Below are 13,690 nucleotides of genomic sequence, written 5' to 3'. Positions count from 1 at the left end.
TACCCCTCCAAATTACAGTTATCTATATAATAATAAAATTTTAGTGAAATTTGTGAAGTTTACGCAAAAAAAAGAAAAATCATGCATATACATGACTTTCCTTTTTTATTAAACGTAAATTTTTTCCTCATTGGCTTTCTTCTCTTCATATACTATTAAACGTCCACCGTTCGATTTCAATTGACGTTTCTTTAAGATACCCCAAAGTGGTACAGCGATGAAGATTGAACTGAATACCCCAGAGATTAATCCTACAAGTAATGCTAATGAGAAATTGAAGATACTTGATGCCCCTAACAATAATAATGCGATAACCACTATTAGTACCGTCAACACCGTATTAATTGAGCGAGTTAATGTTTGTCGAATTGAGCTGTTTACAATGTCATCTATTTGAGCAGGAGACGTAATCACTTTCATTTTATGTAAGTTTTCACGTACACGGTCAAAAGTAACGATAGTATCATTAATTGAATAACCGATAATAGTTAAAATCGCTGCAATAAATGTGACATCCACTTCAACCCTAAAGATACTAAAGAATGCAATGATTAAGAACGCATCATGTAATAAAGATAATACAGAAGTTAACCCCATTCTCCATTCAAATCTAAATGTTACATAGATTATAATGCCAATAGAAGCGAGAATCACTGATAACATAGCATTTTTTGCTAATTCTTTTCCTATCTCACTTGATACTGTATTTACATTCGGTTCATTATTATACTTTTTGCTAAATTCTGCTTTTAACGTTTTGATTTCATCTTTCGAAAGTGGATCTTTATATTGTAAAACGGCAGTTTTACTAGAATTTTCATTAATGATAATTTTGTCTGTTGGTAAATTAATAGATTTTAAATCTTTCTTTAATGTTTCAATTTGAAGTGGTTCGCTACCTTTTACATCCACGCGTGAACCACTCTTAAAGTCTATACCTAAATTTAATCCTAATACAGCGATAATAATACCACCAATGATAATTGATGCGAGTGAAGCTCCTAGTAAAGGTCTAGCTAATTTTACAAAATTGATTTTGTCCCAACGTGTTTTTAAATCATGAACGTCTATGCCTTCTGAGATGTTATGACGTGTTTTTGTGTTTACTCCAAAGAAGCTGAACTTCTTATCAAAGAACCCAGATTTAACTGCTAAACTTAACAAGAATCTTGAGAAAAATACTTGTGTAATAAATATCATTAATATACCTATTAATAACATTGTCGCAAATCCTTTAACACTACTTTGACCTAAGAAGAATAATACCAAGGCTGCAAGTACTGTCGTTAATTGCGCATCCAAAATCGTTAAAAATGATGACTGGGTACCCTTTTGAAAGGCTTGTTTAATGCTTCTACCAATTTTTAACTCATCTTTAATACGTTCATACATGATAATATTCGCATCTACTGCCATACCAACACCTAACACTAATGCTGCGATACCAGGCAATGTTAATACCCCATGAATTGTATTAAATGCAATCATCGTTAACCAAATATAAGCAGATAATGAAATTACTGCTATTATACCTGGTAATCGATAATAGAAAACCATGAATAAGAAAATTAAACCAATTCCAATAGCTGATGCAAATACTGTATCTTTTAGCGCATCTTGACCGAATTGTGCACCAACAGAGGTAGAATAAACTTCAGTTAATTTAACCGGTAATGCACCTGAATTCAATAAATCAGCAATTTGTTTCGCACGAATTAATCCTTTTTCACCTTGGAATCCACCTGAAATTTCAACATTTTGAGAATTAATTTCTTGAGATACTCCTGCGGCACTTACGTATTTAGGTTCTTTCCCTGCTTCTTCTTTTTTTACTTCTTTTTTGTAACTATCTTTCCCTTCTTCAAAGTCCATCCAAATAACCATGATGTTAGGATTTTGTTTAGCGATTTTTTTTGTGACTTCACCAAACTTTTTAGCTGATTTTAATTTTAATGTTACTACTGGAGCATTTGAGTTTTGATCAAATGCTTGTTTTGCTCCACCTTGCACTAAATCTTTACCAGATAGTAATAATTTATCGTTAGCATCGCGAATCGTAAGGTTTGCACTTGTTGAAAGAATTTCTCGTGCTTCATTTTGGTTTTTTACACCTGCAAGTTGAACACGTATTCTATCTTTATTCTCGATTTGAATTTTAGGTTCTGATACCCCTAATACGTTTACACGAGATTCTAGTGTCTTACTCGTCGCTTTGACAACTTCACTATCAATTTTGTCACCTTTATCCAATTTATCTACTTTATAAAGAACTTCAAATCCGCCTTGTAAGTCTAAACCTAGGTTGACTTTCTCCATGATTCCTTTAGCAGTCAAACCCATCGAACTAAATAATAGAATCGTTAATAGCAATAAAGCTATTAATCTACTGCGTTTTTTCACACTTCCACCTCGAAACTCAAATTTTAACCTCAAATATGATACTTAATAAATACCAATATCATACCACAAAAGAAACTTTTGTTGACATTAAAGCTTTGTAAAAATATATATACTTTGAATGCGGCATTTAAATTGATTTTATTATTTTTCTGCTTTCTTAATGGCCTGTTTGTCGAAAGTCATTTCAGTACCTTTATTATTTACAATGATAGTTACAAAGTTTGGTTCTACTGACTTTACTGTGCCTTGCAAGCCACCAATTGTTGAAACTTTATCGCCTCTTTTTAAATTACGTAATAATTCTTGCTGTGCTTTCGTGCGTTTTTGTTGTGGACGAATCATTAAAAAATATGCCACAAATAATAAAACAACTAAAGGTAAAATTTGCATGATAATTGCTTGCATTTCTGGTGTCATAATTGCCTCCTAAAAGTTTTTTGGATTTTCTACATTTAAACCATAAGCTTCAAAGAATTCTTCTTTGAAATCAAGTAAACGATCATTACGAATTGCTTCTCTAACCTGTTCCATCATGTTCAATAAAAAATGTAAATTATGAATTGTTGTTAATCTAATACCAAATGTTTCATCTGCTTTTATTAGGTGTCGAATATAAGCTTTAGTATAATTTTTACAAGTGTAGCAATTACAATTCTCATCAAGCGGTGTGAAGTCACGCTCATACTTTGCGTTCTTTACAACGACACGACCTTTGCTTGTCATACAAGTTCCATTACGCGCAATACGAGTCGGTAATACACAGTCAAACATATCGATACCACGAATCGAACCTTCAATTAAAGCATCAGGTGATCCAACGCCCATTAAATAGCGTGGTTTATCAGACGGCATTAATGGTGTGGTGTGTTCTAACATTCTATACATGACTGGTTTGGGTTCACCGACAGATAATCCCCCAATTGCGTATCCAGGAAAATCTAATGAAACTAAATCTTTCGCTGATTGTGTTCTTAATTCTTCATATTCCCCACCTTGAATAATGCCAAATAATGCTTGATCTTGTGGTCTTTGATGTGCCTTTAAACAACGCTCTGCCCATCTTGAAGTACGCTCTATACTTGCTTTTACATACTCATATGTAGCAGGCATCGGAGGACATTCATCAAAAGCCATCATTATATCAGAACCTAAATCATTTTGAATGTGCATCGCTTTTTCAGGACTTAAGAAAAGTTTTGAACCATTTAAATGATGTCTAAAATGTACACCTTCTTCTTCTATTTTTCGCATATCACTTAAACTAAAGACTTGAAAGCCACCACTATCAGTTAAGATTGGACGATCCCAGTTCATAAATTTATGCAAACCACCTGCTTCACGAATAATGTCACTTCCTGGTCTTAACCATAAGTGATACGTATTACTCAAGATAATTTTAGCGTTCATTGTTTTCAATTCTTCTGGACTCATTGTCTTAACAGTTGCTTGTGTTCCTACAGGCATAAACATTGGTGTCTCAAAAGAACCGTGGGGTGTATGTACTATTCCAAGACGTGCACCTGATTGTTTACATGTTTTTATATGTTCATAAGTTACTGCTCGCATTTAAAATCTCCTTTAATAAATAAACATTGCATCACCGAAACTAAAAAAGCGATATTCTTCTTTTACAGCTTCATTGTATGCGTTAAGAATAATTTCTTTTGTAGCTAAACTCGAAACGAGCATAACTAATGTTGATTTTGGTAAATGAAAGTTTGTTATCATAGCATCAATTGCTTTAAAAGTATAACCCGGGTAAATAAAGATATCTGTCCAACCGCTCTGTGCTACGAAAAGACCATTTTCATCTGCTATCGTTTCAAGCGTACGGGTAGAGGTTGTTCCTACTGAAATAATACGATGATTACTTTCCTTTGTTTCATTTAACAGTCGTGCCGTTTCTGCTGTCATCTCATAATATTCACTGTGCATATCATGATCCTCAATGGAATCAACACTCACAGGCCTAAATGTGCCAAGCCCTACATGTAACGTAATATAAGTTACATTAACACCTTTTTTACGAATCTCAGCTAATAATTCTTTAGTAAAGTGAAGACCAGCCGTTGGAGCCGCTGCCGAACCTAATGCTTTTGCATATACCGTTTGATAGCGATCTTGATCTTCAAGTGTTTCTTTGATGTATGGTGGTAATGGCATTAGACCAAGTTCATCTAAACGTTCTTGTAAAATACCATCGTATTGCAGTTTCATGATACGACCACCTTGTTCAAGTGTATCAACACACGTTGCTATAATCTTACCATTTCCAAATGATACCTCTGTACCAATTTGAACACGTTTTGCAGGTTTTATCAGTACTTCCCATCCATTATCATGTTCCGTTAGCATTAACATTTCAATTTTAGCACCGGTATCACTTTTAACACCGAAAAGGCGTGCTGGCATTACTTTGGTATCATTTAATACAAGCGTGTCTCCAGGGTTTAAATAATCTATAATTGATTTAAAATGTGTATGCGTCATTTTACCCGTTAATTTATTTAAAGCAAGTAAACGACTCGCAGTACGATCTAACAATGGTGTTTGTGCAATTAAATTTTCTGGTAATTCGAAATCAAATTCATTTACATCCAACTTTATTTCCTCTTTTCATTATCAAACGGTATATTAAAGTGCTCATAGGCAAATGGTGTTGCTACACGACCGCGTTGTGTACGTTCCAAGAATCCTTTTTGAATTAAATAGGGTTCGTACACATCCTCTAACGTCATACGTTCCTCACCTATAGAAACAGCAATCGTATCTAATCCAACTGGTCCCCCGTTATATCTTTCAATAATAGCCATTAATATTTTGTGATCAATATGGTCCAACCCATATGCATCCACTTGTAATAAATTCAAAGCGTTTGAAGTAATTTCAAAATCTATCTTACCTTCATTCTTCACTTGGGCAAAGTCACGGACACGGCGTAATAAACGATTAGCAATACGTGGCGTTCCACGACTACGCATCGCAAGTTCAGTTACTGAAGATGCATCAATCAATACTTCAAAGACGTCAGCTGTACGACTTACTACTTGCGACAACTCATCAACTGAATAATAATCGAGTCGTAAATGTACACCAAAACGATCTCTTAATGGTGCTGAAAGACTGCCTGCGCGCGTTGTCGCACCGATTAATGTAAAGGGTGGTAATTCGATACGTATACTCCGTGCTTCTTCACCTTTACCCACAACAATATCAAGCATAAAATCTTCCATTGCCGGGTATAGCACTTCTTCAACAACTCGACTTAAGCGATGTATTTCATCAATAAAGAGTACATCTCCTGCATTCAAACTAGAAAGAATTGCTGCTAAATCTCCAGGACGTTCAATTGAAGGACCCGAAGTTGTACGGATATTCACATCTAGCTCATTAGCTACTATAGAAGCAAGAGTAGTTTTCCCTAATCCAGGCGGACCATATAATAATACATGATCTAGCGATTCATTACGTAATTTCGCTGCTTGAATAAAGACATCTAAGTTATGTTTTATTTTTTCTTGTCCGATATATTGCGTGAGTTTCGTTGGGCGAAGACTTAATTCATCTTGAAATTCGTCAATATTTAACAATGTTTCATCCGTTATTCTATCATCCAATCATTCCAACCCCTTTAAGACACAAGCATTTGAAAGGCACGTTTGACATTCTCATCAACGGTTGTGAGTTGTTCTTGTTTTAACACTTTTTCTACTTTTTGAAGTTCTCGTTTTGTATAACCAAGCGCTTCTAAAGCAAGTAATGCTTCTTCAATAACTTCTGTCTTTTGCTCAGTAATTTCTTTAAATACTTCTGTTTCATCTGTAATAATCAACTTACCTTTTAAGTCTAGAATCATTTGACGTGCTGTTTTTTTCCCGATTCCAGGAAACTTTATTAAGAAACTATCATTTTCACTTTCAATCGCATTTTTTATTTCTCTAGGCGTACTTGATGCAAGAATTGCAAGTGCTGACTTTGGCCCTATGCCAGTTACTTTATTTAAAGATAGAAATAATTGCTTTTCTTCAATAGAGTCAAAACCATAGAGTGTATGAGCATCTTCACGAACGATTAATTGCGTAAATAATTTGAAATCTTTATTTAAATATTTTTGAAAACGATATGGGTTTGGCACAAGGCATTCATAGCCAATCCCGTTCACACCAACAACTAAATGTGTCGGTAAAATTTCTTTTAAATTTCCTTCTAAATAAGCGTACATAGTACCCTCCTATAAACTCATTCCCAGCAGTTGGACATGATTTACATGATCAAGTGATTTTAATTTCTCAAGTAATTCATTTATTGTCAAATCCATATTTGATGCATTTAACGAAATCGTAATAGTCGCTTTATCTTTAATTGGAATCGTTTGATGGATGGTTAATACAGACCCGTTTTCACTTGCAATAAATTCTAAAATGCGACTTAATAAACCAACAGTATCATCAACTTGAACCATTATTGTAATATTACGTTCACGTGTTTTTTCATCAACTGGAAAGATAGTATCTTTATATTTATAGAACGCACTACGTGATAAGTCGTGCGTTTTTACTGCATCAAAAATAGAAAGCTTTGGATTTTTATCGAGTAAATCTTTTATTAATAATGTTTTTTTCACTGATTCAGGTAACACATCCTCACGAATTAAATAAAACTTTTTATTTTGATCCGACATTTCCCTCACCTGCTATTCTACAAATTCAAATTCACCACGCATAATTCGTACGATGTCGCCATTCTTACAACCACGTTCACGCAATGCATCATCAATTCCCATTGTACGCATTTGACGTGCAAAACGACGAACTGACGCATCACGCGTGAAATCTGTCATCTTGAATAAACGTTCAATTGAATTACCACTTACCACATATGCACCATCGTCTGCACGTGTAATTTCAAAATGATCTGCTGATTTTTCATGTTTGTACATTACACGGTGAACTGCAGTATCTTCTTCATCAATATCGTAATCGACATCTTTGGTAGCATCTAACAAATCAGCTGCGCGATATAATAACGTATCGATGTTTTGATAGGTTGCTGCACTTAATTCGATTATTTCAATATCATCATCAATTTGTTTTTTAAATTCTGCTAAGTATTCTTCAGCATTTGGCATATCCATTTTGTTAGCAACAACGATTTGTGGACGACGTGCTAATTTTTTATTATAATTTTCTAATTCTTTATTAATCAATACGTAATCTTCATAAGGATCTCGACCGTCAGTTCGCCCCATATCTATAATATGAATAATAACGCGTGTACGTTCAACGTGCTTTAAGAACTGATGTCCTAAACCAACACCTTCAGATGCGCCTTCTATTAAACCTGGTAAATCCGCCATGACGAAACTACGGTTATCTTTTGTTTGAACAACACCTAAATTAGGTTTTATCGTCGTAAAGTGATAAGCTCCAATCTTTGGCTTCGCTTTAGAGACAATAGATAATAACGTAGATTTACCAACACTTGGATATCCAACTAAACCAACGTCTGCTAATAATTTAAGTTCTAATGAGACCTCTAATTCTTCACCAGGTTCTCCATTCTCACAAAAATCTGGTGCAGGGTTACTTGCTGAAGCGAAACGTGAGTTACCACGACCACCTCGACCACCACGAGCCACAACAGCACTTTGTTCATGTAACACTAAATCAGCGATAATTTCACCAGTTTCAGCATTTTTAATAATTGTGCCTGGCGGAACTTTAAGAATTAAATCTTTAGCACCACGACCATGCATATTACTCGTTTGGCCATTCTCACCCTTTTCAGCTTTGAACATACGTTGGAAACGGAAATCTAATAATGTACGTAAACCTTCATCTACTTGGAAAATGATAGATGCACCTTTACCTCCATCGCCCCCGCCTGGACCACCTAATGGAACATATTTCTCTCTACGAAAAGCAACGATACCGTTACCCCCGTCACCTGCTTTTAAATTAATCTTAACCTGATCTATAAACATATAAACACCTCTTATTTTCTAGTTTCTACTACTACTTTTTATTTATGACTAATTCATATTCAATCATTTCTTCATCTAAATAATTACAATGTGACAAAAGATTTGTTGCGTCGATTATTTCACCTGTTAATGCAACTAAACATTTAATCTCACTATCAGAGTCAAACAAACTCAATGTTAATAATGATTTTGTTTCAACTCGTTCTTTATAATCTAGTACACATGATTCAATAAATGCTTTTAAATCACTATCATAATTACCAATTGCACTGGTTAAATGCTCAATTTCGAATGACCATTCAAACAAACGTTCTTCTAAAACTGTATCAATATAATATTGAATCAACGTTGGACAATTTAATCTTAATAATTGCTGTTCGTCCCTAAATTGTGCAATAGTACTTTTTGCCAAACGCTCTGCTTTATCAATTTGTCCCAATGCGAAATAAGCATCTAACAACTGTAATTGGTTTGCTAAATCATGTTTTGTTTTCATGTACGTATCTAAATTATGCATAATATCACCTTTTATTATTATAACATTTATATACTATTTGTACGACTGACGTGAACATAATAATAGAAGCTTGTCGACATAGAAAAAGAACTGAGACATGGTTTATGTCTCAGTCCCTCTATCATCTTATTATTTTGCTTCAGCGTATACTGAAACTTTCTTTTTGTCGCGTCCGAAACGTTCGAATTTAACAACACCGTCGATTTTAGCGAATAAAGTATCATCGCCACCACGTCCAACGTTTTCACCTGGATAGATTTTAGTACCGCGTTGACGATATAAAATTGAACCACCTGTTACGAATTGACCGTCAGCACGTTTAGCACCTAAACGTTTTGATTCAGAGTCACGTCCGTTGCGTGTAGAACCTACCCCTTTTTTCGATGCGAAGAATTGTAAGTTTAATTTTAACATGAGTTACACCTCACTTATAGTTTAGTTTAATATATTGTCCGTATTCAGCTTCAATTGTCTGTAATGACACGAGCATTGATTGAATAATCAATTGTGCTTCTTTATTGTTCAAGTCTACAACTCTTGCAGTAAAGTAACCACCATCATCCTCATAATCAATGTCCGGTCGTTCATCTGTCAAACCAATTACTGCATTCATACTACCAAAGACAATTGCTGAAGCACCTGCACAAACAAGATCTTGTCCATGTGGTGCACTATCTGCATGCCCTTCCATAGTAAATTCAGTCACTTGACCTTCTTCATTTACTAAGATAGTAACATTAATCATTATGCATTAATCGCTTCAATAACTAATTTAGTATAAGGTTGACGATGACCTTGTTTACGTTTGTAGTTCTTTTTTGGTTTGTATTTGAAAACAGTGATTTTTTTACCACGACCGTGTTTTTCAACTTTCGCTGTAACAGTAGCACCTTCAACTACAGGTGAACCTACTTTAACTGAGTCTCCACCAACCATTAATACTTGATCAAACGTGAACGTTGAACCAGCTTCTGCGTCTAATTTTTCAACCCAGATTTCTTGACCTTGCTCAACTTTTAATTGTTTTCCACCAGTTTCAATAATTGCAAACATACTTGCACCTCCTATTTTATTTAAGTCACGCCATCTTTAGGTGGATTACTCACTTAGAACCCAAAGTTGTGCGGTTGTATGTAGCCTTCTGAAACTACTCAACTTCAATATAGTATCATTTTACGCAATCCACGTCAATGTTTATTTCACATACTTATCTAATATTCTTAAGATAAATGGAAATACTAAAATGATTAATATAAAATTGATTAGTAATGATGGTAATACGTGTGTCCATATGAATGTAAAATAACCAATATGTGCAATACCAAGTATTGCTAACACAAGGTAATAGAAATGCTCAAAAATTAGTATGAAACCTAAAAAAAGTACAATCATCATTTTTAAATCTTTATAAAATACTTTAAATAATTGATCCATTAGCAATATGGCTATAATAAATCCAAATAAATATATTCCATAAATCGTACCAAAGTAGACATCTGAAATGACTCCAAACAGTACACCCAAAATTAAAGCAATTTTAGGGTTCTTATATACTGTAATAATAAGTAAAAACATTAATAACAAATGAGATTTAAAAAAGTATTCTGTTCCTAAAATTGTTACTGGCCATATAGAATTAATGAGTGAATCCATGTAAAATAATACAAGTGCGATAAGCGGCATAATCACCAGTTGCATTATTCTCCACTTCCTTCAAGCGAAATCACTTTCGGGCTTTTCTTAGCAACATATACATGAGTAACTTCATTGATATCTGCTTGTGTTTCAACATAAGCGATTTGACTTAAACCGAACTCGTCATTTTCTACTTTCTTAACTTCTCCAATTAATATTCCTTTAGGGAATTGTCCACCTAAACCACTCGTTACAACTTTAGTTCCTAATTTCACTTTTACATTGTTATTAATATCCGATAATACAAGCAAGTTTTTGCTCTCATCAAAGTGATCAATCATACCAAAAATATCTTGACCTTCTTGTTGCAAAGTAACACTAATCTTACTAGATTTTATACTTGAAGTAATCAGTTCGACTTGCGAAGAATAACTGTTCACTTTTTTAATGCGGCCAACTAATCCTTCTGTAGTTAATACGGCCATATGTTCACGTATACCTGATGATTTCCCTTTATTCACAATAAAAGTATTCATCCATTGATCTTGGTTTCTAGCAATTATAGTTGTTACAACAGGATCATATTGTGCAATGCTATCTACTTTTAATGCTGTACGTAGTTCTTGATTCTCTTTTTCCAGACGATAATTGTCCGCTTCAACTTGGGCAAATCCTTTTAACTTTTCTTTTAATTTTTTATTCTCTTCATTAGCATCCCACATATTAATTAAATTACTAAAGTTCCCAGTAATAAACATAGCGGGGTAAGAAACGATGCGTTGACCCATTGCTGTAGTATCTCCAACAAACGATTCAACAGACGTTGTTTCTCTTTCTCTTAACGAGAATCCAACTAAAACCATGAATATAATTAAACCAAAAAGAAAAAATACTAATTTATTTCTTTTATAAAAATTGGGCAAACTCAACACCTCATTAAAATTACTTTAATATATTATACGATACCATATTTTTGCTTTAACTTGAGAATTTTTTGTACATTTTTATCAATAATTTTCCTATCTAACTTCCCAGATTCAACTTGTGATTTTAAAAATTGTATTTGATATCTAATATCTCCAATATCAGATCCTATTAATAACATCGTTTCTCCAGCATTAATAGCATTAATTAACGCTTGTTCTCGAGTATAACTATTAACGATAGCCCCCATTGCTAAATCATCAGTCACAATTACACCATCATAACCTAATTGATGCACTAAAATGTCGTTAATCATCTTTTTACTCATAGAACTGGGATATACTCCATCGATTTCAGGAAAAAGAATATGGCTTACCATAATCATATCAATTTCATCTTGAATCGCTGCTTTAAAAGGTTGTAATTCATTACTCCATAATCGTTCTTTATTAAGCGTACTAACAGGTAATGATTCATGACTATCAACAATGGTATCTCCATGACCAGGGAAATGTTTCGCACTCGTAATTATATTTTGATCATTAATACCTCTATTAAATGGTAGGCCATATTTAATCACATCATGATAATTCGTACCAAAACTACGATCACCAATTACTTTATTACTTGGATTACTCCATATATCTAATGACGGTGCGAAATCAACATTAAAACTTAATTGCTTTAACTGTCTGCCGATATATTCTCCTTTATCATAAGCAAGCATTGGATCACCGCTACTGCGTATTTGATACGCAGGTTCAATATTGGCAACCTCTTTTGGGAAACGGTTGACTCGACCACCCTCTTGATCCACAGCGATAAACATTGGTATCCCTTGTTGGTCTTGCATGATTGCCTCATTCAACATTTTAGTTTGACTTGCATTATGTATATTGCGCGAAAATAATATAACACCACCGATTTTCAAGCGATTATATTCAACTAATGTATCGTTATAATTTGTTCCATGAAAACCTAATATAAAGTGTTGTGCAATCTTCTCCTCTAATGTCATTTTGCTTGTTAAATACGATATCATTGAAACTTCTTTCAATGGTTTTAATTTAAATGTTGCTTTTGATTGTTCTACGTTGTATTGCTGATTACAACCAGAAAAAACAAAACAAATCATACAGAGTATGAGAACACTGATACATTTCTTATAATAAAACAATAGAACACATCCAATACTTTTTCATATTTACCGTATTAATTATAAACAAAATAGTTTAAAAAACAAAATAAAGCCGAGAAAATTATCTTTGTATTCTCGGCTTATTAACTAATATTGAGTTTTATCTTTCATTTGAATAGATTGATTACGTTCAACCATTGCTTGATTTAAATCATTTTCATTTTCAAATACGGAAACTTTACTTTCTCCAAAATGGTACATGATATAATCATTACCACGCTTACCAATCAAGTATTCATCGTTAAAACCCAATAATGACAATCCTGATACATCCATGAATTCTTGTTTATCCATAAAATTGAACGCATTTTTCACCTGAGATAATGGAATATTTCTAAACAAAGCATTATCTTCTAATGTAAAAGAACTTGCATTTTGAACCGGCACTTCCTGCATTGCATTTTGTGCTTCTCTGTTCATTGGGTTGGTCTGAAATACGTAATATATCATGATTGCAATTACTGCAAATAAACTAAGTTTAATCAATCTTCTAATTAATTTAAACATTGAATCCCCTACTTTCAAAGACTATTTTACCGATGATTTATGTAGATTACATCGGTCTTGGGGTTGATTCAATATCATAATGTTAAATTGCATCAGTTGACCATCAATCATTTCGGTATATGAACGTTCAAATTGAAAGCCGATTTTCTTATATAGTCTTATCGCTCTCTGATTAAAGTCTGCAACGGTTAAGCGAAATATCTTGTACTCATGATAGTAATCAAATATGATTTTTAACAACTCTACTCCTAATCCTCTTCCAATAAACATTGGATTGAGTGCAAATCCAATATCTATTACTTCATCTTTCAGTTCATAATTTTCATTCATACGCGCACTTTCACCATCACAAAAGAATCCGAAAATTTCATCATTAAAATACACGATATAATAATGTCCATTTAGAAACGTCTCAATTACAAATGGATCTTCTTCTATGTTATAGAAAGAATAATCTTTTCCGAAATCCCATTTACTAATAATTTCAGCTGTCGGTTTATTCATAATTTCAACTTTATACATATAC

The 13,690-nt window shown here is 33.5% G+C and carries 17 protein-coding genes and 1 other annotated feature; all 17 genes read right to left on the bottom strand.

The window, feature by feature from the left end:
- Positions 1–108: 108 nt before the first annotated feature.
- The 17 genes from secDF to ACMGE9_RS11055 all read right to left on the bottom strand — a co-directional run bounded on the left by secDF (position 109) and on the right by ACMGE9_RS11055 (position 13,686).
- Positions 109–2,400, bottom strand: coding sequence for a protein translocase subunit SecDF (secDF, locus tag ACMGE9_RS11135; RefSeq protein ID WP_414042838.1), 2,292 nt, complete (start codon positions 2,398–2,400; stop codon positions 109–111).
- Positions 2,401–2,541: 141 nt separating this feature from the next.
- On the bottom strand, positions 2,542–2,817 hold the full coding sequence (yajC, locus tag ACMGE9_RS11130) for a preprotein translocase subunit YajC (RefSeq protein WP_414042837.1): 276 nt from the start codon (positions 2,815–2,817) through the stop codon (positions 2,542–2,544).
- 9 nt (positions 2,818–2,826) lie between these two features.
- Positions 2,827–3,966, bottom strand: coding sequence for a tRNA guanosine(34) transglycosylase Tgt (gene tgt / locus ACMGE9_RS11125; protein WP_414042836.1), 1,140 nt, complete (start codon positions 3,964–3,966; stop codon positions 2,827–2,829).
- A gap of 12 nt (positions 3,967–3,978) precedes the next feature.
- Positions 3,979–5,001, bottom strand: coding sequence for a tRNA preQ1(34) S-adenosylmethionine ribosyltransferase-isomerase QueA (gene queA, locus ACMGE9_RS11120; RefSeq protein ID WP_414042835.1), 1,023 nt, complete (start codon positions 4,999–5,001; stop codon positions 3,979–3,981).
- Between the two features lie 2 nt (positions 5,002–5,003).
- The gene (gene ruvB, locus ACMGE9_RS11115; protein WP_414042834.1) at positions 5,004–6,017 is read right to left on the bottom strand and encodes a Holliday junction branch migration DNA helicase RuvB; all 1,014 of its coding nucleotides are present in this window, start codon (positions 6,015–6,017) and stop codon (positions 5,004–5,006) included.
- 14 nt (positions 6,018–6,031) lie between these two features.
- Entirely contained in the window at positions 6,032–6,622 is a 591-nt protein-coding gene (gene ruvA / locus ACMGE9_RS11110; RefSeq protein ID WP_414042833.1) for a Holliday junction branch migration protein RuvA, read from the bottom strand.
- 9 nt (positions 6,623–6,631) lie between these two features.
- Positions 6,632–7,081, bottom strand: a complete 450-nt coding sequence (locus ACMGE9_RS11105; RefSeq protein WP_414042832.1) for an ACT domain-containing protein — start codon at positions 7,079–7,081, stop codon at positions 6,632–6,634.
- Between the two features lie 12 nt (positions 7,082–7,093).
- Positions 7,094–8,383, bottom strand: a complete 1,290-nt coding sequence (gene obgE / locus ACMGE9_RS11100; RefSeq protein WP_414042831.1) for a GTPase ObgE — start codon at positions 8,381–8,383, stop codon at positions 7,094–7,096.
- A gap of 31 nt (positions 8,384–8,414) precedes the next feature.
- On the bottom strand, positions 8,415–8,900 hold the full coding sequence (locus tag ACMGE9_RS11095) for a Spo0B domain-containing protein (protein WP_414042830.1): 486 nt from the start codon (positions 8,898–8,900) through the stop codon (positions 8,415–8,417).
- Between the two features lie 129 nt (positions 8,901–9,029).
- Entirely contained in the window at positions 9,030–9,314 is a 285-nt protein-coding gene (gene rpmA / locus ACMGE9_RS11090) for a 50S ribosomal protein L27 (RefSeq protein ID WP_096076260.1), read from the bottom strand.
- A gap of 10 nt (positions 9,315–9,324) precedes the next feature.
- Positions 9,325–9,645 carry a ribosomal-processing cysteine protease Prp gene (locus ACMGE9_RS11085; protein ID WP_414042829.1) on the bottom strand — a complete coding sequence of 107 codons (321 nt, stop codon included), beginning with the start codon at positions 9,643–9,645 and terminating at the stop codon, positions 9,325–9,327.
- Positions 9,645–9,953: a 50S ribosomal protein L21 gene (gene rplU, locus ACMGE9_RS11080; protein WP_096076258.1), complete on the bottom strand. Its 309-nt coding sequence runs from the start codon at positions 9,951–9,953 to the stop codon at positions 9,645–9,647. Before rplU ends, ACMGE9_RS11085 begins: the two co-directional genes overlap by 1 nt.
- 13 nt (positions 9,954–9,966) lie before the next feature.
- Positions 9,967–10,039, bottom strand: a sequence feature (ribosomal protein L21 leader region).
- Positions 10,040–10,094: 55 nt separating this feature from the next.
- Positions 10,095–10,598 carry a rod shape-determining protein MreD gene (gene mreD, locus ACMGE9_RS11075; protein WP_414042828.1) on the bottom strand — a complete coding sequence of 168 codons (504 nt, stop codon included), beginning with the start codon at positions 10,596–10,598 and terminating at the stop codon, positions 10,095–10,097.
- The gene (gene mreC, locus ACMGE9_RS11070) at positions 10,598–11,467 is read right to left on the bottom strand and encodes a rod shape-determining protein MreC (protein WP_414042827.1); all 870 of its coding nucleotides are present in this window, start codon (positions 11,465–11,467) and stop codon (positions 10,598–10,600) included. Before mreC ends, mreD begins: the two co-directional genes overlap by 1 nt.
- 23 nt (positions 11,468–11,490) lie before the next feature.
- The gene (locus ACMGE9_RS11065; RefSeq protein ID WP_414042826.1) at positions 11,491–12,636 is read right to left on the bottom strand and encodes a glycoside hydrolase family 3 protein; all 1,146 of its coding nucleotides are present in this window, start codon (positions 12,634–12,636) and stop codon (positions 11,491–11,493) included.
- 108 nt (positions 12,637–12,744) lie between these two features.
- The gene (locus ACMGE9_RS11060) at positions 12,745–13,164 is read right to left on the bottom strand and encodes a DUF4930 family protein (RefSeq protein WP_414042825.1); all 420 of its coding nucleotides are present in this window, start codon (positions 13,162–13,164) and stop codon (positions 12,745–12,747) included.
- Between the two features lie 21 nt (positions 13,165–13,185).
- The gene (locus ACMGE9_RS11055) at positions 13,186–13,686 is read right to left on the bottom strand and encodes a GNAT family N-acetyltransferase (protein ID WP_414042824.1); all 501 of its coding nucleotides are present in this window, start codon (positions 13,684–13,686) and stop codon (positions 13,186–13,188) included.
- Between the last annotated feature and the right edge of the window lie 4 nt (positions 13,687–13,690).

This window comes from Macrococcus animalis (assembly GCF_047425875.1).
Taxonomy (GTDB): domain Bacteria; phylum Bacillota; class Bacilli; order Staphylococcales; family Staphylococcaceae; genus Macrococcoides; species Macrococcoides animalis.
This window is presented reverse-complemented; position numbering and strand designations above follow the sequence as displayed.